General features: G+C 42.9%; 16 protein-coding genes. 8 read left to right on the top strand and 8 right to left on the bottom strand.

What is annotated here, in order from left to right; genetic code table 11:
* Nucleotides 1-55 precede the first annotated feature (55 nt).
* The 5 genes from AC5JPT_RS00450 to infA all read left to right on the top strand — a co-directional run bounded on the left by AC5JPT_RS00450 (nt 56) and on the right by infA (nt 6089).
* Nucleotides 56-1843, top strand: coding sequence for a type IV pilus assembly protein FimV (locus AC5JPT_RS00450; protein ID WP_493856657.1), 1788 nt, complete (start codon nt 56-58; stop codon nt 1841-1843).
* 51 nt (nt 1844-1894) lie between these two features.
* Nucleotides 1895-3583, top strand: coding sequence for a FimV C-terminal domain-containing protein (locus AC5JPT_RS00445; RefSeq protein ID WP_493856656.1), 1689 nt, complete (start codon nt 1895-1897; stop codon nt 3581-3583).
* A 179-nt stretch (nt 3584-3762) separates the two neighbouring features.
* Nucleotides 3763-4863: an asparaginase gene (locus AC5JPT_RS00440; protein ID WP_493856655.1), complete on the top strand. Its 1101-nt coding sequence runs from the start codon at nt 3763-3765 to the stop codon at nt 4861-4863.
* Between the two features lie 43 nt (nt 4864-4906).
* Complete coding sequence (gene truA / locus AC5JPT_RS00435; RefSeq protein ID WP_493856654.1) at nt 4907-5746, top strand: tRNA pseudouridine(38-40) synthase TruA; 840 nt, start codon at nt 4907-4909, stop codon at nt 5744-5746.
* A gap of 121 nt (nt 5747-5867) precedes the next feature.
* Nucleotides 5868-6089: a translation initiation factor IF-1 gene (gene infA, locus AC5JPT_RS00430; RefSeq protein WP_021814850.1), complete on the top strand. Its 222-nt coding sequence runs from the start codon at nt 5868-5870 to the stop codon at nt 6087-6089.
* 254 nt (nt 6090-6343) lie between these two features.
* Here the strand turns inward: infA and AC5JPT_RS00425 are convergent, their stop codons facing one another.
* From AC5JPT_RS00425 to leuC, 5 genes are all read right to left on the bottom strand, one after another.
* On the bottom strand, nt 6344-7597 hold the full coding sequence (locus tag AC5JPT_RS00425; RefSeq protein ID WP_493856653.1) for a L,D-transpeptidase family protein: 1254 nt from the start codon (nt 7595-7597) through the stop codon (nt 6344-6346).
* Nucleotides 7598-7888: 291 nt separating this feature from the next.
* Entirely contained in the window at nt 7889-8992 is a 1104-nt protein-coding gene (gene leuB / locus AC5JPT_RS00420; RefSeq protein ID WP_319050176.1) for a 3-isopropylmalate dehydrogenase, read from the bottom strand.
* A 42-nt stretch (nt 8993-9034) separates the two neighbouring features.
* Nucleotides 9035-9751 carry a hypothetical protein gene (locus tag AC5JPT_RS00415; RefSeq protein WP_493856652.1) on the bottom strand — a complete coding sequence of 239 codons (717 nt, stop codon included), beginning with the start codon at nt 9749-9751 and terminating at the stop codon, nt 9035-9037.
* 151 nt (nt 9752-9902) lie between these two features.
* On the bottom strand, nt 9903-10553 hold the full coding sequence (gene leuD, locus AC5JPT_RS00410; RefSeq protein WP_319050174.1) for a 3-isopropylmalate dehydratase small subunit: 651 nt from the start codon (nt 10551-10553) through the stop codon (nt 9903-9905).
* Nucleotides 10554-10695: 142 nt separating this feature from the next.
* Nucleotides 10696-12114 carry a 3-isopropylmalate dehydratase large subunit gene (leuC, locus tag AC5JPT_RS00405; protein ID WP_493856651.1) on the bottom strand — a complete coding sequence of 473 codons (1419 nt, stop codon included), beginning with the start codon at nt 12112-12114 and terminating at the stop codon, nt 10696-10698.
* Between the two features lie 505 nt (nt 12115-12619).
* Between leuC and AC5JPT_RS00400 the strand changes: the two genes are divergently transcribed.
* Nucleotides 12620-13492: a LysR family transcriptional regulator gene (locus tag AC5JPT_RS00400; RefSeq protein WP_058023799.1), complete on the top strand. Its 873-nt coding sequence runs from the start codon at nt 12620-12622 to the stop codon at nt 13490-13492.
* Between the two features lie 461 nt (nt 13493-13953).
* Nucleotides 13954-15453 (top strand): sodium/proline symporter PutP, encoded by a 1500-nt coding sequence (gene putP, locus AC5JPT_RS00395; protein ID WP_493856650.1) that lies wholly within the window; start codon nt 13954-13956, stop codon nt 15451-15453.
* Nucleotides 15454-15973: 520 nt separating this feature from the next.
* On the opposite strand, the gene AC5JPT_RS00390 is transcribed toward putP, so the two are convergent.
* The 3 genes from AC5JPT_RS00390 to AC5JPT_RS00380 form a co-directional block, all read right to left on the bottom strand.
* Nucleotides 15974-17398 carry an outer membrane protein transport protein gene (locus tag AC5JPT_RS00390; protein WP_319050171.1) on the bottom strand — a complete coding sequence of 475 codons (1425 nt, stop codon included), beginning with the start codon at nt 17396-17398 and terminating at the stop codon, nt 15974-15976.
* Nucleotides 17399-17774: 376 nt separating this feature from the next.
* Nucleotides 17775-18977 carry an OmpP1/FadL family transporter gene (locus AC5JPT_RS00385; RefSeq protein ID WP_493856649.1) on the bottom strand — a complete coding sequence of 401 codons (1203 nt, stop codon included), beginning with the start codon at nt 18975-18977 and terminating at the stop codon, nt 17775-17777.
* 231 nt (nt 18978-19208) lie between these two features.
* The gene (locus tag AC5JPT_RS00380; RefSeq protein WP_493856648.1) at nt 19209-19466 is read right to left on the bottom strand and encodes a SlyX family protein; all 258 of its coding nucleotides are present in this window, start codon (nt 19464-19466) and stop codon (nt 19209-19211) included.
* A 238-nt stretch (nt 19467-19704) separates the two neighbouring features.
* On the opposite strand from AC5JPT_RS00380, the gene AC5JPT_RS00375 reads away from it, so the two are divergent.
* Nucleotides 19705-21648: an ATP-binding cassette domain-containing protein gene (locus AC5JPT_RS00375; protein ID WP_493856647.1), complete on the top strand. Its 1944-nt coding sequence runs from the start codon at nt 19705-19707 to the stop codon at nt 21646-21648.
* Nucleotides 21649-21830 lie beyond the last annotated feature (182 nt).

Raw genomic sequence — 21830 nt, 5'->3', positions numbered from 1 at the left:
CTAAACCGTATTTTGTTATAACAGCAAAGATAACTTATATCCTAAAGGACTACTCATGTCTTGTCATCTATCTCGTCGCTTGACTCCTGTACATCGCGCGGTATCGATGGCAATGCTTTGCTCTATAGGTTGGGCGGTCCTAGTATCAAGCGCGCAGGCAGCAACTATCGGTAAAACGGTAGTTACCTCAGCTCAGCATGAGCCACTAGCCGCTAGTATCGCTGTTAGCAATATAGAAGCAGCGGACTTTTCAGCCAGTTTGGCAAACTCTACTATCTACCAGCAAATGGGACTCTCCCCTACTGACTCTATGATGGTACGCTTTCAACCGACCTCGGCGACCAGTGGCCAGTTGCTTATCACCACCTCGCAGCCTGTATCCAAGCCGTTTGCTGATGTTGTTTTGGCGATAAACGACAAGGGGCAGCGCAATATGTTACCAAAAACATTACTGATGCCTTTGAAAGAAACCCTGCCTATCAATACCAGTAACACTATGGCGACAGCAGCAAAGAAACCAAATCTACCTAGCGTCTCTGCAAGTACTGCTGTGCCTTTGACAGTCCGCAGAGGTGCTCCGCCACCGCTGATTTCGGTACCTGCAATATCCTCGCCTAAATTATCAACGCCCCAATTATCAACACCAAAAGCACCAACAGACGCCTTATTGGCGACCACGTTAGCGGCGCCTAACGTACAAGCGCCCACTATGACCGTTACCTCACAGGTCAACCGTCTCGCTTATGCACCTAGTCGCCTTGATAATGGACGTTTGAAGCGTATCTCTGATACAGATAATAATTCTAGCCCTACTGATAATCGCGGTAACTTAATAAACTCTCTGAGCAATAGCCTTTTGAGTACCGCAAGTAGCAATAGTGGCACGGCGACAACTGACAATAGTGCTATAAACGAACGCCCTAACAAAAACAGCATAAATACAGTGGTAGCAGATAAACCAAGAACCAATCAGCAGCTCAATATTCTCAATATACAAGTGACACGTCAAATACAGCCAAGCAGCAAAGCAGATGCTATAGCAAGCTCACCTCTCGTACCAACGAGCAAGCCCATAAGCGTATCAACAATCGCGCAAGATGCGAGTGATAGTACTACGGCGGCCTCTCAAGACCGCAAGACCGCGGATAGCACAGCACTATCTGTACCATCGCCTAATGATTCGATGACAGCCAGTAATAAAGTTGTGAGTAGCGCTACTACTCAGTATCAGGTACAGCGCAACGATAGCTTGTGGGTGATTGCTCAGCAGATTGCAGAAGAAAACAATCTAGATACGCCAACAGTAATGAAGCAGATTCAATCACAAAACCCTGATGCCTTTATCAATAAAGATGCCGATCAGTTAAAAGCAGATGCGAAGCTGAGCCTGCCCAGTTACGATATCATACCGTCGCAGCAGATTTTGGAAGCTGCTATTAGCGCCCAAAGACAGTATAACCGTAGAGCAAATACACCTGTAATCAAAAAGGCTGCACCATCACCAACCAAAAAATCATCTGAAACGGCGCAAGTAGCCAAGCGTCCTGAAAAACCCACAACGACTAAAACCAAGATACTGCCGCAAGCGCAATTTTCTGTACTTGCCCCTGGTAGTGACGGCAGTGCAGATGGAACACAAGCAAAATCTGCAACGGATACTGGTAATGGTCTAAGCACTGATATTTTAGCGACGCTCAAATCGTCAAGACAAGGAACAGCCTCACAGGCGAAGCGTTTGTCAAAGACTAGCAGCGCACTCAATAGCTATACTAAAAAGCTCCAACTACAAAATCAAAAACTGGCTGAGCTACAAGCTCGTCTTAAAAAACTACGCAATCAATAATTGCCTAACTGATCAACGCAAGACGCTATGATCATAGGCGTAGGAGTAACAATGGACAATATGCTATATATTATCGCCGGATTGGTGCTTATTCTGTTAGTTGCAGGCTTGTTATTGCGCAAAAACAAAGCACAAAAACAGAGTGTTCAACCCCCTGTCAACTCGCTAAGAAACTCTGCTACTCGGGCACCGCAAACGGATTATGGCACTACTGCCCAAAGCAATGAATACGCTAACAATAAGTTTGATCACATTACCATTGCTCAGCGCTTCATAGATCAACAGCGTTATGACAAAGCGATCGAAACAATCAATCGTGGTTTAAGTGAAAAGCCTAATGATGGTCAATTATCTATCAAGTTACTCAGTATATACGCCACTATTGATCAGCCAGAAAACTTCGATAACGTCTATAACACCATTAAACTTAATAACGATGGCAAGACCCTTACGCTCGCTGATGAACTCAAAGATCTGTATGTTGGCGAGCCACGTCCAGTCGCTACACAGGAACTAGCAACTGAGGATGCTGTTGATAATACCTTTGACGGTCTAGATTTTGATTTACCAACTAGCCAAGTCAATGACACAGATACAATCTCTGATCAGCCAGTCATCGAAGACAACAAAGATACTGTGATAGACGAGCCTATTGCTCAGCCAGTACTTTCGGATGAACTTAATGATACCAGTCCAACTACTGAAAATGCAGCAGATAGCTTTGACCTGACGCTTAGTGATTTAGAAAGCGACTCATTAGAAATTGATTTTGACGAGCCTCATACTACTGCTGACAATCCTGTTGCACCATTATCTATTGCAGACGATAACGCCTCTGTTACATCTACTGATGAAAGTACTGAAGTTATTGAAGACAGTGATTTCAGTGACTTTGAGTTTGATTTTGACTCGACGACTGACGATACGTCGACTGACAACGCTATCATCTCAGGTACTTTAGACGACCAAAACGAAGAGTTAGCGTTAGAAGATGACGATTTTGTCTTAGATTTTGATGACTTAGCTGCGGATACAGATACGGAAATAACTAACGATGTAACTGATAACTTAGTAGGCACTTCTACTGATGCTATTCAAAGCAGTGAAGATGACTTTTCTTTGTCTCTAGATAGTTTAGATACGCCAGATAACGTTGATACTGTCTCTAATGTCGATATCGGTTTTGATAGTGAATTGTCTACTACCGAAGAAAGTAATGATCTCGATAGCTTTATTTTAGAAAATACTGACTTTGAAGAAGTTGCTGCTGAAGACAATACGTTTGAAAACAGCACATTTGAAGATGATAGTTTTGCAGAGCTTAACCTTGAAGAGCAACTACTCGCTGATGATGTTGAAGGTAGTCCTGTTGAAGCGTCGGATGATTCATCACCTGCACCGCTGAGATTTGATGACAATACAAGCATAGATGATGACTTTGGTATTGATGATGCTGACTCTTTATTAGAAACTCCCGCTTCTACAACCGCACCAGTGGAGCTCGAAGCTGATAACACCACTGAAGCTGTTGAATCAGCAGAAGACTTTTCATCACGCTTTGCCGCTGATTTCGATTTTGTGAAGTCTCTAGATAGCAATCAGGTAACATTAGACTTAGCAGGTCAGTATCTACAGCTGGGTGAATATGATAGTGCAAAACGTTTATTGAATGAAGTAGTTGCTCAAGGTAATAGCGAGCAAAAACAACAAGCACAAGTACTGCTTGAACGTACTGCATAGTCAACAAATAAAGTAGTCTTCAGCAAGTACGTTTTAATCAGCAAGTACTCCCTAATTAAGGTGTACTTGCTGTTTTTTTTGCATCTAATTCTGATACCATCTACTATTAAATGCTATCACTGCTGCTACTAAACTCTATAGCACCTCTTTTCTTCCATACTTTTTACTGTGTTGATATTATGCCATATTCTGCTACATCCAAAAATCTGTCCGATCCTATTCAACTGATTTATGCTGGTGGTACCTTTGGTAGCTATGGCCGCCCTTTAGCCCCTTTATCAGCAGAAATCTTTTTGCCCACACTAAAAAAACTATTGTCTGAACAAGATAACGCCGTTACTTCACCAACCATTTCATGGTTGGACAACACGCTAATCAAAGACAGTAGCCAGCTTACCCCCAGCGATTTTGTACATTTTTATCAACTGTTACTTAATGCTTACACGCAAGGTGAGAAACGCTTTGTGTTGATTAGTGGCACTGACACATTGAGTTACTTAGGTGCGTTTTTAGCGGAAGCTTTTGCCGGTAGCGATATTTGTATCGTAGTGACTGGAAGCATGCGACCATTGCTAAACAGTGAGGTAATACAGTCCTATGAGATTGACGACCATAGCGATGCTTGGAGCAATCTTAACGACTCATTAAAGCTGGCCGCTGCTGGTGAGTCAGGCGTCAAAATTAGCTTTGGCGGTGAATCGTGGCCTGCACAAACCGTGCAAAAGATTCACAGTCATGATCTTATGGCATTTACGGGTCATTCGCGCGCGGCATATCCGGCCAACAGTTATATCAGAAACCTCCCAGAGACTCGCAGACAGCATTGGCTTGATGATCAGCAAGTCTTGCTACCTAATATCACGGCACGCGCTGAGCAGTCCAAGATCCATGCCTTATACTGCTTGCCCAATGATGCGTCTGTGATAAATAATCAATTACAAAACTTATTATCTCAGCCGCCATGCGGTATTATCCTGCTAGGGTTTGGCGCTGGTAATATTCCTTATTCAGATACACTAGCAGATACGCTCAGTCTTGCTCATGAGCAGGGACACATCGTGATATGCGCCAGCCAATGTCCGTTTGGCGGTGTAAGCGACAGCTATGCCGCTGGTAGTTGGCAATACGACTATCATGTAATTGCTGGTGGTCGTTTAACTATCCCTGCTATTTATGCACGGTTGCTATGGTTGCTACTGCGCTATGACAGTCCAGCAAGACGTCGACAGCGTTGGTTGAACAATGTCAGTCAAGCGGGTACAAGCATCAAAAAAAGATAAGCAACTCTCCATCCATTCCAAATTTATAAGCTTAGAAACCACAATGTCTGATACTAAAATCATCGATCATGAACAATCGCCACTATATACTTTAGCGATTGCCATCGAGTTCTTGGGTACACACTATCATGGCTGGCAGCGACAACGAGAGGTGCTGGGTGTCCAAGAAGCGTTAGAGAATGCCATTAGCAAGGTCGCCAACGAATCAGTTGAAGTCATTGCTGCTGGACGTACTGACGCCAGTGTCCATGCCAGTAACATGATTGCTCATTTCACCACCCATGCGTATCGCCCTACTCATAACTGGTTACGCGGCGTAAACAGCCTCTTGCCTGATGATATTGCGCTACGCTGGGTTCAGCCAATGCCAGCTGATTTCCATGCGCGCTTTGGTGCGATTGCCCGGCGTTATCGCTATATTACCCTCAACCAAGCACAGAGACCTGCGATACTGAATCATCAAGTGACTCACATCTATGAGCCTCTTGATCTCACAGCTATGCAACAGGCGGCGGCTGATATCGTTGGCACTCACGACTTTAGCAGCTACCGTGCTGCGGCTTGCCAGTCCAACCAGCCAGTCCGTACCATCAGTCATGCTCATCTTTTTGCTCATGGACAATTTATTGTATTCGACATACAGGCAGATGGTTTTTTGCATCATATGGTTCGTAATCTAATGGGTACGCTATACGCTATCGGTAGACATGAGCTAAAACCAGCAGATTTTTTGAACATTTTGAATAAAAAAGATCGAACCATTGCGCCGCCCACGGCGTCAGGCGACGGTCTGTATTTTATCAATGCCTACTACCCCGAACGCTTCCAATCCTTATTACCAGATGCACCATTAACGCCTGTCTGGCTAAATCTACCTGATTGATGCAACATAACCTGATATACATATCACTTACAGGCTGTCAAGTCAAAACCAGGTTCTGTATTGCTTTAATCTACTAACTTACGTATAATATGGGCTTATTTTTAATTGATTGATACAAATTATGGCAAAAGACGATATTATCGAATTTGAAGGCGAAGTCATTGATACCCTTCCTAACACTTTGTTCAAAGTTCGTCTAGAAAACGGACACGAAATCATTGCACACATCTCAGGTAAGATGCGTAAGCATTATATTCGTATTTTGACAGGTGATAAAGTTAAGGTCGAGATGACCCCTTATGACCTATCTAAGGGTCGTATCACGTACCGTGGTAAGAACTAAATACATACCAACCAAATAGTTATAGATGTATTTGTAAAAATACAGCCAACAACCAAATAGCTACTTTATCGCTGATAGCTGATATAGACGCTTGGGTGGTTTAACTGATAATAATAATGAAAATGCTGACCTACTCATTATTGCCTATCACAGTTTTAGTTATTTAGTATTCGCTGTTTATTTTTACCAAAAAATACCGCTCAATATTAGCGGTATTTTTTTGTCTGCGTTTTATGAACTGCTTGAATTATAGATCAATTAAACTCGACAGTTGCATCGCTCTTGATAACCCCTAATAGACTAAGTGCATCCCAGTTGGTGAGGCGAACACAGCCTGCTGATGCTTGACGGCTGATACGCTCAGGATCTGGTGAACCATGAATGCCATAAGAGGGCTTGCTTAACCCAATCCACACTGATCCGACTGGATTATTAGGGCCTGGTGGTATGATCGACTTTTTACCATCATCACTCGTATAGGTGTAATTGGGCTCATGAATTTTTACTTTGACCTGATGCGTACCCGTTGGTGAAGGTGTTGCTGTACTGCCTACTGTCGTCGGGTAACTGGCTACCAAATTATTACTATCGTCATAAGCATATAGCGTTTGGGTGTCTTTATCAGCGACCACGCGACTTACTGGTGTGGTGTTGGGATTGCCTGGATTATAGACGATAATAGTTTCACCACTTTCGAAGCTAGCATTGGGATTGAGCGATTTAAGATAGTCACGACTGATATGGAATTTTTCACCTAAAGATTCTAGAACGCTTTCGTAATACATACCATCTAGCTTCGCTTTGGCTTCTGCGCTAGCCGGAATCTGCGTTGTCGTGACGTTTACATCAGCGTCGGTTAACTGATAGCTGACCAATACGGGTTGTGAAGTAAGCGTACTATTTTGAGTTAATGCTTGCCACGTTGTTTCGTCCAGCGATTCTGTCACTGGTAGGCCTTGTGCTTTTTGGAACGCTTGCATGGCTTTACGTGTATTCTTTCCCCAGTAACCATCCACTGCCCCAACACCACTATGATTCCAGTTCAATAGTGCTTGTACTTTAGTACCAACATTCCGATCTATTTTGCTATCAGCTGTCCATGTGGCGTCATTTACTTTTTTGGCAGTTTCCGATAATTCTGTTGTACTATATTTAATTTTAGGAAGGAGTTTATTCAACGAGTTGGCAGTGTTGCTATCCCCTTCTATTTGCTGACTGACACCATTGGTGACGGGACTGGTATCGTTGCCACCCATCATCGTGCTGTCTGTTGCCCCAGTATTGGTACTGTCGCTATTTTGATTGCTCATCGTGCCCATGTCAGTGTCTGTATCTACAGTCATACTATTATCCGTTGTAGGAGCTTCTGCACTCGTCTCCATACCTGCCGTGTCATTACTCGTTTGTACGCTGTTTTCAGTGGTATTAGCATTACTGCAACCCACTGATAATAATGATGCTGTCCCTATGGCAACGACAACGCCTCCAACCTTGAGTAGTTGAGACATAAAACCTCCTAAATAATTACTATATATCGAAAAAAGTATCGAAAAAATATCAAAAAATTTATTGTAGGAATATATTGCCACAGTGCTACCACTATCCTCTAACAGCTTTATGTTAATAACTGACTATTCCTACTATGCATTTGTTAATAGAGCGCATAAACATACTGGTTTGTTTACATTAAAGCGCGATTCTATGCCTGTAGTACAAAAAACCCATAAGTTACTTAATAACTTATGGGTCCAAAAAACACAAATAAGGCTGTCAAAGAAATCTATATCATATCAACAAACTTACGATAATTTAGCTAGAACAGCTTGACCCATCTCTTGGCACCCTACTTGTTTTAAGCCAGCTTCGCTACTGTCTAGAATATCAAGCGTACGCAAACCATCATCGAGAACCTCACTAACTGCTTGCTCGATCGCTTGTGCTGCTGCTTCTTGCTTAAAGGTGTAACGCAGCATCATAGCAACAGACAAAATAGTCGCCAGTGGATTGGCTTTATCCTGCCCAGCGATATCTGGTGCTGAACCATGGCATGGCTCATACATACCTTTGCCAGCTTCATCTAAGCTTGCTGATGGCAACATACCAATGGAGCCTGTCAACATTGCTGCTTCATCAGATAAGATATCACCGAACATATTGCCCGTCACCATGACATCAAACTGCTTAGGATCTTTGATCAACTGCATGCACGCATTGTCCGCATACATGTGCGACAGCGCCACATCGCTATAATTAGCTTGTTGCATCTGAGTTATCGTCTGCTTCCACAGCTCAGTCACTTCTAGGACATTGGCTTTATCTACTGAGCATACTTTGGCAGCTCTACCTGCGGCTTCGGCACGTGTTTTTGCCAGCTCAAAAGCAACTTTACCAATACGCTCAATCTCGCTGGTGCTATACACCATTGTGTTATAGCCTTGCTGCTCGCCGTTGTCTAGTGTACGGATACCACGTGGCTCACCAAAATAGATACCACCTGTCAGCTCACGAACGATAAGCAAATCTAAACCAGATATAATCTCAGGTTTGATGCTTGAGGCATTGGCTAGCTGCGGATAAAGTTTTGCTACACGTAAGTTAGCAAATAGACCAAGCTCGCCGCGAATTTTTAGCAAACCGCGCTCAGGGCGTTTACTGCGTTCAATTGTATCCCACTTAGGTCCACCGACTGCACCTAACAATACAGCATCTGCTGCGCGCGCACGCGCTAAGGTCTCATCAGGTAAGGGCTCACCTGTTGCATCAATGGCTACGCCACCAATCAATCCAGACTCTAATGTTAAGTCTAGCGAAAACTTATCATTGACTGCTTTGAGCACATCAATAGCTTGAGTCATGATTTCAGGGCCAATACCATCGCCCGCTAATGTTAAAATCGTTGCCATACTAATCCTTTTGGATATATTTTTATTGGTAAATTAATTTTATTACGCTTTGATCTTTTTGGCTTTGGATGATGATACAGTTTTTATGATGTCAGTCTCTACAAACTCACCTTGATGCTCAGCCCCCAGTTGCTTACAGAAGCGTCGCTGTACCTCATTACCTTGCAATAGCTCAATACACAAAGGCTCAGGTGATGCTGTTTCTAGTAGGCTCCCAGGCTTTTTGCTCATGTTTTTTTGATAAGCACGTAACTGATAAGTACCTGCCTCAGCAAAATCATGAATCATCGCAAAACGCTCGATATAGCCCATGTTGTTTTCTGGATAAAAATTAACATGGACTTCATGTTTTGCAGGCAGTACTCGAGCATAGTAATTGGTCAACCCAGGCATGCTAGACGCTGCTAGTGGCACTATCTTTATAGCGTTTTTATTGATAAGGGGCTTCATATCCATACTTGCAGGGGCGTTTATCGCACCTTGGTAACTCGGCATATCTACTACAATCTGAGGATTGACTGGTTTGTGACTGTCAGGCGCGATGATGAGCGTCTTGTCTATTTGCACAATTTCACAGTGATAAGTGCCCACACATGCGATGTTTACTTCCCCATCGATAGGTTGAATTTTACCTACCCACGCTTGCGCACTTTTTGCCTCGTCTATTTTTTGGTAACCCGTCAGCAGCTGACAGCCTGACAAAAATAAGCTTGCAGTAACAATGGTGCTTGTCCATAGAGCATAATGTTTTTTATTCATAATGGCGGCTACTATTTATAAGAGAGATAATAAAATATTGTAAAAAACCACCTTTCATTTTAGCCAGTTCACCGCCATAACTCAACGCTGCGTTACGCCTGTCCGGTAGTTTTGTAAGCAATAACGCATAAACTCATCGTCGACCCACCAGCTAAGCGCGTACGCTATTGAATATCCATGGCGTTTTTTGCATCATTTTATGCTCATAGTCTTTGATAGCATCACTTTGCTGCAATGTTAAGCCGATATCATCAAGTCCATTGAGTAAGCAATGTTTGCGAAAAGCATCGACATCAAAGGCGTACTCTTCGCCTGTTGGCGTGATAACCACCTGACGCTCAAGATCAGCGGTAAGCTCATAGCCTTCATTGGCAATCGTGGCTTTCATTAGAGTATCTACAATAGCTTCGTCTAAAACAATCGGGAGCATACCGTTTTTGAAGCAGTTATTATAAAAAATATCTGCAAAGCTTGGCGCAATGACGGTGCGAAAGCCATACTCTGAAAGCGCCCAAGGGGCATGCTCGCGACTAGAGCCACAGCCAAAGTTTCTGCGTGCCAGCAATATAGTAGCGCCTTGATAGCGCGGCTTATTCAACACGAAGTCTGGATTAATAACGCGTGTACTATTGTCCTGACCTGGATAGCCTTCATCCAGATAGCGCCAATCGTCAAATAGATTTACGCCAAAACCTGTACGCTTAATAGATTTCAAAAACTGTTTTGCGATAATTTGATCGGTATCGACATTTGCGCGATCAAGTGGGCAAACGATGCCGGTTTGGGTGTTATAAGCTTGCATAAAATTTCCTATCAATTGTATTTTTGCTGGCGGAAGACTTTGATGAGTCAGTAAAACGGCAATCAATCTCTCACTGATTCAAACAATATACTGGCATAAGTAATAACTATATATACCAGTTTTCAACTCATCTTCATCGGACCTAAAACGTACGAACATCCACAAAATGACCGGCCAATGCTGCAGCGGCTGCCATTGCTGGACTCACCAAATGCGTACGTCCACCATTACCTTGACGACCTTCAAAATTACGGTTAGAGGTTGAAGCGCAGTGCTCTTGTGGCTCAAGTTTGTCTGCGTTCATCGCAAGACACATTGAACAACCCGGCTCGCGCCACTCAAAGCCCGCTTCAGTAAACAAAGCATCCAAACCTTCTGCTTCTGCTTGCAGTTTTACTTGTCCAGAGCCTGCAACGACGATAGCTTCTTTGACGTTATCAGCAACTTTACGACCTTTGATGACGGCTGCTGCATCACGCAGATCTTCGATACGCGAGTTGGTACATGAGCCAATAAAGATACGATCAAGCTGGATATCTGTTATTTTCTGACCTGCCTCTAGCCCCATATAGGTATAAGCGCGTAACCAGCCCTCTTCTTGCGCTTCATCAATAGCTTGATCAGGCGTTGGTACAGATTGCGTGATATCTACCACCATCTCAGGTGAGGTACCCCAAGATACCTGAGGCGCTATTTGGCTACCATCGATCTCAACTACAGTATCAAATACCGCATCATCGTCTGAATATAGTGTGCGCCAGTAAGCTTCCGCTTGTGGCCACTGTGATTCATCAGGCGCATACGGACGACCTTTGACATAATCTATCGTCGTATCATCAACTGCTACCATACCAACACGTGCACCGGCTTCGATGGCCATATTACAGACGGTCATACGACCTTCCATACTCATGTCTTCAAATACTTGACCTGCAAACTCAATCGCATGTCCTGTGCCACCCGCCGTACCGATCTTAGCGATAATAGCCAATACGACATCCTTCGATGTCACACCAGTACCCAGTTGACCAGTAACACGGATCTGCATGTTTTTTGATTTCTTTTGAATCAAACACTGCGTTGCCAATACATGCTCAACTTCAGAGGTACCGATACCATGAGCCAAACAACCAAGCGCCCCGTGGGTGGCTGTGTGCGAATCGCCGCAGACAACGGTCATACCAGGTAGTACTAAGCCTTGCTCAGGACCAACGACGTGCAAAATGCCTTGACGCGCATCATTAATGGTAAACTCAGCAATATCAAACTTGGTACAGTTTTCGTCTAAAGTGACAACTTGCAAACGTGACACCTTGTCTTTAATACCAGGCACACCTTCTGAGCGCTCTTTGGTGACAGTCGGTACATTATGGTCAGGACTTGCGATATTGGCAGATAGGCGCCATGGTGCTCTATTGGCAAGCTCTAACCCTTCAAAGGCTTGTGGACTGGTTACTTCGTGTAAAAGATGACGATCGATATAGATTAAGCTCGAACCATCATCGCGCTTGGTGACTTCGTGAGCGTTCCAAAGTTTGTCATATAATGTTTGACCGGCCATGATGCTATCCTTTATTGATGACTAATGACTTAATTTTCGCAGACTTACTCAATGGCAAGCTGGGATTTTATCTATTTGAATGGTTGTTTAAATATTATACTGGTCTATAACGTTGTCTCTACAAGCGTGATAATTACCTATGCCGTTTAGGTTATACCCTTTAAATTATATTCTTTAGGCTGTGGTTTTTAAGGCCAAAAGTAAGACTTCTAATTTTTCAATCGCTATTTTTAAACCCGTAGTTAAACCAGTAGTACAGATTGCTTACCTATAACTTGCACTCTATAACGATTATCAGTGCTCAAAGCATGTTTTTGTGTCGTAAATAATCAGGTTTGTAGAATAAATATGTGACAATACGTCTTGATGTCTTGTGATTATAGCAGGCAAATCCTATAATAATAATTGATGATTTTTAACCAGATGCAAACTTTTATTTCTAATACGTTATAATTAGATACGCCAACTTTTATTTATAGCTCATAAAGTAGCTAAGGACACCCGCTTGAACACTACAAACTTGACGACATTCGTTACCGTTATGCACACCGGCAGTATATCAGGTGCAGCAGAAAAGCTGTTTATCACTCAGCCGGCCGTCAGCAAGCGCATCAAAAACCTAGAAGATGAATTTAACATTACTCTGTTCGATACTGTAGGGCGCGGGATTGTACCTACTCAAGCAGCCAGCGAGATGTTACCACATGCCAAGCGCTGGTTAGAAGATTATGAGAATTTTAAGATTAATCTACAGCACTCTCAGCATATCGTATCTGGAAAGCTTGTGATTGGTACGAGCCATCATATTGGCTTACATCATCTGGCACCAGTACTGAAGCATTTTATCCAGACTTATCCAGCAGTCCAGTTAGAAGTGCATTTTGTTGATTCAGAAAAAGCGCACAAAGCGGTATTGGATGGTGATCTGTCATTGGCGTTTGTGACACTACCGCCTGTATATGATAAACGCTTAACGTATCATACGCTATGGTCAGATCCGCTCTACTTTATGACCGGTACGCTATCACCTTTGGCTACCAAATCGAATGTCACACTAGAGCAGCTAGCGCGCTACCCTGCCATTTTGCCGTCTGCCAATACCTTTACCAGTCAGATCACTTTGGCTGAATTTGCTAAGCATAACCTCAAACCTTATGCCACGATGAGCACCAACCCTCTTGAGTCCATTCGTATGTTGGTCTCTGTTGGACTTGGCTGGTCCGTGTTGCCACAAACAATGGTCAGTCAAGATTTAGAACGTATCGATATGGCTGACAATATCGAATTACAACGCTATTTAGGTGTGGTTATCAATCCAAAGTTAACCCAATCTAGTAGCGTGACTGCATTATTAGATCTGCTTGCACCTATCGAGTAAAAACCGTTTGCTATAACAATTTATCAGATTAAGCTATTCGCATTTGTGACTGCCATGCGTTATAATGCGCTTGACGTTGCTTTAATAACAAAAACTTACCACAGGGACACTGATAGTCATATATCGAATACTTCTAGTAAGATATGGTGGTTAACAGTAAGTTTAATGGTTTCATCTGATTGATTATGTAGGTTGCTAATACTCATATATAAATAGCAGATGCGAGCAATAATAAATAAGCGGAATGCGACATTCCCGTTGTTCTCTATCTCTATATGAGTGCTAGCCATAGAACCATCTCAATCATATAAAACTACATTAGATACTGAAAAAAGCCATTATGTCTCACATTAATGGCTTTTTTTGTCTTTAGATATTGTTTTGAACATCGCCTTGTAGGATGAAGACTTTTATAGTTAAAAAATAATTACAGCCAACCATGTTGGTTAAGGATAATTTATATGAACGGAGTTTCTAGTGGCGTGCTGATATCGCTTGGCGCCTATTTTTTAGTGATGATAGGGATTGGCGTCTATGCTTACTTTAAGCAAGCCAATGATACTGAAGGCTACATGCTTGGAGGTCGTAACTTGGGCCCAGCGGTAACTGCACTATCAGCAGGCGCCTCAGATATGTCAGGTTGGTTATTACTTGGTCTTCCAGGCTATATGTATGCTGACGGTGTCGTCAGTGTATGGATTGCACTTGGTTTGACCCTTGGTGCCCTTCTAAACTACATCATTGTAGCGCCTCGCCTTCGTGTTTATACCGAAGTAGCTGACAACGCTATCACCTTACCAGATTACTTTGCCAATCGCTTTGAAGATAAGTCGCACATGCTACGCGTTATCTCGGCGGTAGTTATCATTCTATTCTTTACCGTTTACACTGCTGCAAGTCTAGTAGGTGGCGGTAAGCTTTTCGAAAGCTCACTCAACCTATCTTATAGTACTGGTCTATGGGTTACTGCTGGTGTCGTTGTTGCCTATACGTTATTCGGCGGCTTCCTAGCGGTATCAATGACGGATTTTGTGCAGGGTGTTATCATGCTTTTTGCAATGGTCATCGTACCTGTCGTGGCCTTTACTGATCTTGGTGGAATTTCTGCTACAAGTGAAGCAGTTAGAAATATTGATCCAACTCTTCTAGATGTGACTAGCGGTATGAGTGTCATCGGTATTATTTCACTCATGGCATGGGGTCTTGGTTACTTCGGTCAGCCGCATATTATTGTACGCTTTATGGCTATTCGCTCGGTTAGAGATGTACCAACAGCACGGAATATCGGTATGAGCTGGATGGTTGTCAGTCTTATCGGTTCATTAATGACTGGTTTTGCGGGTCGCGCATATGTACAAAAAACAGCGATGACGCTTGATGATCCTGAGACGATTTTCTTAGTATTTACTCAGTTCTTGTTTCATCCATTGGTTTCAGGTTTCTTGTTAGCTGCGATTTTAGCTGCCATCATGAGCACAATTTCATCACAGCTGTTGGTGGTATCAAGCTCTCTAACCAAAGATGTTTACAAGCTATTCTTTGATAAAGACGCGCCAGAAGCTCGTCAGGTACTGGTTGGTCGTATCTCAGTGATAGTCGTTGCTATTGTCGCTATTATGTTAGCCTCTAACCCAGATAGCTCAGTGTTGAACTTGGTTTCTAATGCATGGGCAGGATTTGGTGCAGCCTTCGGTCCGTTGGTTATCTTTAGCTTAACATGGCGTGGTATGAACCGTAACGGTGCTGTCGCTGGTATGGTTGTTGGTGCGTTGACAGTTATACTATGGATCTATGGTCCGTTCCAAGTCGATGGTATGGCGCTTAACAGCTGGTTATATGCTATCGTTCCAGGCTTTATCTTAAGCACTATCGCTATCTTTGCCGTTAGTATTATGACTGGTGGTCCAAGACCTTCAGTATCTGCTAAGTATAAAGAGATGGAGCTTAACTTAAATAAATAAGTTGATACACTCGCTTTATTTTATGATTAAAAAACCTCGCCATTAGTGGCGAGGTTTTTTTGACTGTGCTTATCAGTAACTCTTAACTATAAGCTAAGCAGCTGCGATAAGTGAAGTAATTGAGGTGAGTGAGGCAGTGATCTGAAGCACTATATAGGCATCTATTCCTGAGCGAATAATGATCTAGCTATCATAGCGCAGATGTATACCTTGCTAAATCATCGACAGTAGAGTGGCTGTATCATGCTGTTAGTGACTCTTGAATACGACTATCGTGAAAACTCATCGAGCAGCTACAACGTGTCTTCCACAACAGGTATCAAGTTAGATTAATATATAAATAGAGCGGCGAAGCTAAAAGCTGTTATTGTAATAGCATTTGTCTTTCTACTCGTCCACGACTATCTAATTACTAACCACCTGCACTCAAAACCTTTCATAACAATCACAATATTACAGCCCACAAAAAAGCGACCTATTGTAGGTCGCTTTTTCATTATCTAACAGTTATATCAAGAAACTATTTTCCTTGATAAGACAGTTTTACACCAGCAATGAAGCCATCGTTGTCTTCAAAATCAGCAACGATTTTATCGCTAGGTAGCTGACCTTGAGCATCACCGAACCATAAGTATTTACCGCCAGCTGATACTGCCCAGTTCTCAGTTACGTTGTATTTAGCACCAAGACCGACACTATAGTAGCCTTCAACAGGACCTAATGATGTTGTTGGATCGCCAGCACCACTATCCCAACCCACTGTACCACTAACAGCTAACGCTGGTGCAATACGCTTGGCAAGACCTAGCTCGACTTGCCATTGGTCATCATCATATTCAACCAAGTTTAATCCATCAGGGCCATAGCTGATTTTACTAGTATCATTATAAAGTGGTGGTGTGATAACGAAATCACTCCATGGCACCCAGCGCACTTTTGCCGTAGCTAAAGTCGTTGGGTTGATACCAGTTTGGAAGTCAAAGTTGACTGATTTAGGAGTAGAAATCTCATAATTACTCACTCTGTTTGACAGTGCTGCTGCCTGTTCTGGCGTAGCTCCTGCTGATATAGCTCTAATTGCTACCAAAGGATAAGACTCAGATATTTCTACATCATGATCAATTTCAGAACGGTAGGTCAAAGCAGCTTTCAAAGCAATTTCAGGCTTACTAAAAGATACACCTGCGATATAACCATAATCCATATCAGGATTGCTATTTGAGGTATAACCAGAAGCAGGACCGTAAGCTAAGCCGCGCAGTTTTGTTTCTGCTTGAATACGCTGTGCTACTGGACCACCATAAATTTGAAAGTTTTTATTCGCACCAAACTTCATCCCAAGAATACCTGTTAAGCTCTGGCTACGAACTTCAACATTAGTATTTTCACCAGCACCAGTAGCTTCTGCTGTTGCTACTGCTACTGCTCCACGCAATCCATCTAAACTTGCTTGTTGTTCATCGGTCAACAAACCAGCAGTTTCTCCTGGTTCAAGTTGAGATATACCAAATTGTGCTGCTGCAAGGCTCGGAGCAGCACCATCAGTAATAGACGCGATGGAAGCATCAATGTCTCCTTGCCCTACAAAATTACCTTGCGTGTATTCAGCTGCTGCGCCAAAAGGCTCATCGTATAAAACACCAATACTGAAAGTATCGTTGATATCAGTTTTTACACCATAACGGAAGAAATCGTAAGACTCGGCAATATCACCCGTTGCATTACCACGTTCATAATCGTTTTGAGATGGGTTAGTATTAGCACTATCTCTACCACTGACATCAGCATCGATGTAAGTATAGACAGCTTCAGCATAGGTACCATCTTGAAAAAAGGCGGTGACATCTTGACCTGAACGATCAAGACCAGCAGCGTTGGTTACGCTAGCGAAAGAAAGAGCGGCAATTGCTACTGCAAGGGTTTTCAAGTGAAAGGTAGTGCGCATTATGTATCTCCAACGGTCCTTGTTGTATTACTACTTTAATAATCAGTATTTAGCATGAATTTACTAAATATTGAAACTATCAAAGTCGTGTCCTAAGTTGAATACTAATGCCTTTTTGACACTAAAACAACAATTAAAGTGCTTTATTTCTCAATTATGACCGGACAGTACAAATAAGATATTAGTGAAACATTGTTTTTTAGTTTTTATTTCACTGTGATACTTACACTGTTAACTGCGGCCAAAACCCAGATATTTTGGTTCACAATATTTCAAACAGCACGTATCGAGAAATACGACATAAAAAAGCGACCCTTAATAGAGTCGCTTTTTTTATCACTAGACGATAAAAATCATTTTATAGTGAAACTATGATTTATTGGGCTTGGTAAGAGACCTTTACACCCAATACAAAACCGTCATTGCTTTCAAAATCACTAACGATGGTTTTACTTGGGATTTGACCTTCGGCATCACCGAACCATAAGTACTTACCACCAGCAGATACTGCCCAGTTTTCGGTCACGTTGTATTTGGCACCAAGACCCGCACTATAATAGCCTTCGATAGGTCCTAGTGAAGTTACAGGGTTACCTGCTCCGCTATCCCAACCTACAGTACCGCTAACAGCCAATGCTGGTGCGAGGCGCTTAGCCAAACCTAATTCTACTTGCCACTGGTCGTCGTCATAACTGACTAAGTCTAAACCATCTAAAGGTATACCAGCACCAGCAGGTGTTGTTGCAAGTACTTGGCTGACACCATTATATAGCGATGGGGTAATTGCAAAATCGCTCCATGGTACCCAACGCACCTTTGCAGTCGCTAGCGTTGTAGGGTTGATACCTGTTTGGAAATCAAAGTTTATCGACTCAGGAGTAGTAACCTCAATAGTATTGGTGCTATCTGTTGATAACCCTACTCTTGGAGCGAAAGGATAAATTTCAGCCGCTTGCGTATTGTGTTCGATTTCTGAACGGTACGTTAATGCTGCTTTTAATGCAATTTCAGGCTTACTATACGCCACACCTGCGATATAACCGTAATCTTGATCAGCACTAATATGTGTTGTATAGCCATTTGCAGCACTATAAGCAGGACCACGTAACTTTACATCTGCCTCTACGCGCTGAGCAACTGGGCCACCGTATATTTGGAAGTTTTTGTTTTGACCAAGTTTTGCACCAAGGATACCAGTGATGCTCTCTGTACGTACTTCTACATTCGTACCTTCACCTGTTGCATCTACAAAGTTACTATCGCCTACATAATCAGCCGCTGCACCGAAAGGCTCATCATATAAAACACCAATGCTAAAGGTTTCGTTGATGTCTGCTTTTACACCATAACGGAAAAAGTCATAAGACTCTGCAATATCATCGAGCTTGTTGCCTGAAGTATCTTCACCCGTTACATCAGCGTCGATATAAGTATAAACAGCTTCAGCATAGGTGCCATCTTGTAGGAATGCGGTGACATCTTGACCTGAACGATCAAGACCAGCAGCACTAGCAACGCTAGCAACAGAAAGAGCAGCGATAGCTACTGCAAGAGTTTTTAAACGAAAAGTGGCGCGCATTTTATATCTCCAAACATCCGCATTGTTTTACCGCTATATCTGATTTTTCTAGATAAGCAGTATCCGAGGTGGAAGATAGTAAAGATTTTTTAACACTAAAACAACTGCAAAAACACATTATTTCCGAATTATGACCTTATAGTCACTAGACGTTACTCTTATTCAAAAATGCTAATATAGTATTCATTAATCACCAGCTATATGTCTCATTTACGTCTGTTTTTGCATCTGTTAATAATGTGGCGGACGGTCTGCCATGACATCAAATGGTGCAATACCATTATCTGTGTCCTGTCCCTCAATTTGTTTGTAAATCAGCTGAAGTTGACGCTGTAGGGTCTGAATGTCCTTATCTTGACGTGCAATAACCTCATCGAGTCGCTCTACTGTAACCTCAAGATGCGTCAAGCTCATTTGTAGGTCAACCACTTGGTTTTGCAGGTCATCTTGCATATTGTAAGCCTCGTTTTTGTTGTCAGATTGGTTCATATGGTTCTCTACAGTATATTGAGTATAGGTCGGAGGGCGAGCGAGCACAGTGGTCGATAAATACTAGACATCAGCGGTAAGCCTATGATGACAATCACAAAATGTCAGTTGTTGGTCATCGCCATAAATAGTACTGATAAAACCATTTACGCGCACTACAGTTAGGCGGTGGCATGTTATACTGCTGGCAATTTTGCAACAACCCCTACCTCACTATTATATAAGCTTAAGATACTCTATGGCACTGATACATTTAAAAGACATTCACTTAGCCTTTGGCGTCGCGCCTGTTCTTGATGGTATTGATTTTTCTATCAACTCAGGTGAGCGTGTTTGTTTGATTGGCCGTAATGGCGAAGGCAAGTCAACTTTATTCAAACTTATCAATGGCTCATTGCAGCCTGATAGCGGTGAAATTATCACCAACAGCAGCATGCGTGTCGCTATGCTAGAACAAGATGTCCCTGAGTCTAGTGGTCGTATATTAGACATCGTTATGGGCGGTAGTCGCCGTACAGCTGACTTGCTCATTAATTATAACAAGCAAGTCGATATGTGTGCCAATGGCGATATGGATGCCTGCGAGCATATGGCGACATTGCAACATGATATCGATGCGGTACACGGCTGGGATCTAGAACGCGATGCTAGGCGTCTTATCACCACCATGGGACTTGATCCAGACGATGACTTGTCATCACTCTCGGGTGGCCGTAAGCGCCGCGTGTTACTTGCGCGCTCACTAGTGACTAAGCCTGATGTACTCTTACTTGATGAGCCAACCAACCATTTGGACGTTGAAAGTATCGAATGGCTTGAGCGCTTCTTGCTTGACTGGCAAGGTCTTACCTTATTGTTTGTGACCCATGATAGAGCATTTGTAAACAAGCTATCGACTCGAATTATTGAGCTTGATCGCGGTCAACTGACCAGCTACGACGTCACACAAGGCGAAGGGGGCTACGCACGCTATCAAGAGCTAAAAGAACTACAGTTACAGGCTGAAGAAAAGAACAACGCTAACTTTGATAAAAAGCTGGCACAAGAAGAAGTATGGATTCGCCAAGGTATCAAAGCACGCCGTACCCGTAATGAAGGCCGTGTCCGTGAGCTAAAAGCCTTACGTGAAGAGCGCAGCGATCGCCGTGAGCAAGTGGGCAACGTAAACATCACGATGGGTCAAGGCGAAAAAAGCGGCAAGCTCGTTTGTAAGGTTAAAAACTTGCACCTTGAATACGATGGTAATGTATTGGTAGATGACTTTACCACGACTATCATGCGTGGCGATAAAATTGGTATTGTCGGCCCTAACGGTGCTGGTAAAACTACGCTTATTAAAGCCCTACTTGATATGTCTGATGCCGAAGTTACCAAGTCTGGTAGTGTAGAGTTAGGTACTAATCTGAAAATCGCATTCTTCGATCAGCTGCGTGATCAATTGGATCTTGAAGCAAGCGTTGCACAAAACGTTTCGGAAGGTTCTGACTTTGTCGAAGTTGGCGGTCGCAAGACACACATCATGAGCTATCTGCAAGACTTCTTGTTTGCACCAGAGCGTGCGCGTACCCCTGTCAAAGCATTGTCAGGTGGTGAGCGTAACCGTGTTTTACTTGCCAAGCAGTTGCTAAAGCCTGCCAATATTCTGGTACTCGATGAGCCAACCAATGATTTGGATATGGCAACGCTTGAACTGCTAGAAGAATCAGTAGCCAGTTTTGGCGGTACGATATTGCTGATCAGCCATGATCGCTCATTTATGGACAACGTCGTTACCTCTACATGGGTGTTTGGCGAAGATGAAGACGGCAAAGGTGTGGTCAATGAGTATGTTGGTGGCTACCAAGAGTATTTGGTGCAAAAAAACCGCGAAGAAGCCGCGCGTGCGGCAAAAGCACCAACCAATAATGTCACTAGCAAAAAAACAGCAAACAAATCTGGCACAGATACCAAGCCAAATAAAGCTACTAAGAAGCTAAATTTCAATGAACAGCGCGAGCTGGATAACTTACCAAAAGAAATCGCGGCGCTCGAGACTGAACAAGCTCAGTTGCAAGAAAAACTGGCTGATGGGTCTTGGTTCAATACCGACGTAGATGCTGCGACTGCCGCAAGTGAGCGTTTATTAACGATCGAAGATGAGATGATGGTTAAGCTTGAACGCTGGAGCGAACTAGAAGGTTAGCAACTCGCTATCTGTCTTTGTTTAGGTATGCCTTATTTAAGCTTCAGGCTATAATCAATAGCCTGCTGCAATAGATAGGTATTTATATCTAGACAAAGATGATGACTGTCATGATAAAAACATCACCACTTCATTATGTGTAGTGGTGATGTCTATTTTATAGTGATTTACAAAACAGTTAG

Source organism: Psychrobacter sp. H26 (assembly GCF_059073035.1).
The sequence above is the reverse complement of the archived record's forward strand: the minus strand, read 5'-3'. Positions and strand labels throughout refer to the sequence as shown.

Bases quoted from the DNA above. Each gene is read 5' to 3' on its own strand.
- leuD (WP_319050174.1), bottom strand. From the start codon at position 10,553: ATGCAAGCTTATAACACCCAAACCGGCATCGTTTGCCCACTTGATCGC.
- AC5JPT_RS00425 (WP_493856653.1), bottom strand. From the start codon at position 7,597: ATGTCTCAACTACTCAAGGTTGGAGGCGTTGTCGTTGCCATAGGGACA.
- AC5JPT_RS00375 (WP_493856647.1), top strand. From the start codon at position 19,705: ATGGCACTGATACATTTAAAAGACATTCACTTAGCCTTTGGCGTCGCG.
- leuC (WP_493856651.1), bottom strand. From the start codon at position 12,114: ATGGCCGGTCAAACATTATATGACAAACTTTGGAACGCTCACGAAGTC.
- AC5JPT_RS00390 (WP_319050171.1), bottom strand. From the start codon at position 17,398: ATGCGCACTACCTTTCACTTGAAAACCCTTGCAGTAGCAATTGCCGCT.
- truA (WP_493856654.1), top strand. From the start codon at position 4,907: ATGTCTGATACTAAAATCATCGATCATGAACAATCGCCACTATATACT.
- AC5JPT_RS00450 (WP_493856657.1), top strand. From the start codon at position 56: ATGTCTTGTCATCTATCTCGTCGCTTGACTCCTGTACATCGCGCGGTA.
- AC5JPT_RS00440 (WP_493856655.1), top strand. From the start codon at position 3,763: ATGCCATATTCTGCTACATCCAAAAATCTGTCCGATCCTATTCAACTG.
- AC5JPT_RS00445 (WP_493856656.1), top strand. From the start codon at position 1,895: ATGGACAATATGCTATATATTATCGCCGGATTGGTGCTTATTCTGTTA.
- AC5JPT_RS00385 (WP_493856649.1), bottom strand. From the start codon at position 18,977: ATGCGCGCCACTTTTCGTTTAAAAACTCTTGCAGTAGCTATCGCTGCT.
- AC5JPT_RS00415 (WP_493856652.1), bottom strand. From the start codon at position 9,751: ATGAATAAAAAACATTATGCTCTATGGACAAGCACCATTGTTACTGCA.
- infA (WP_021814850.1), top strand. From the start codon at position 5,868: ATGGCAAAAGACGATATTATCGAATTTGAAGGCGAAGTCATTGATACC.
- leuB (WP_319050176.1), bottom strand. From the start codon at position 8,992: ATGGCAACGATTTTAACATTAGCGGGCGATGGTATTGGCCCTGAAATC.
- putP (WP_493856650.1), top strand. From the start codon at position 13,954: ATGAACGGAGTTTCTAGTGGCGTGCTGATATCGCTTGGCGCCTATTTT.
- AC5JPT_RS00380 (WP_493856648.1), bottom strand. From the start codon at position 19,466: ATGAACCAATCTGACAACAAAAACGAGGCTTACAATATGCAAGATGAC.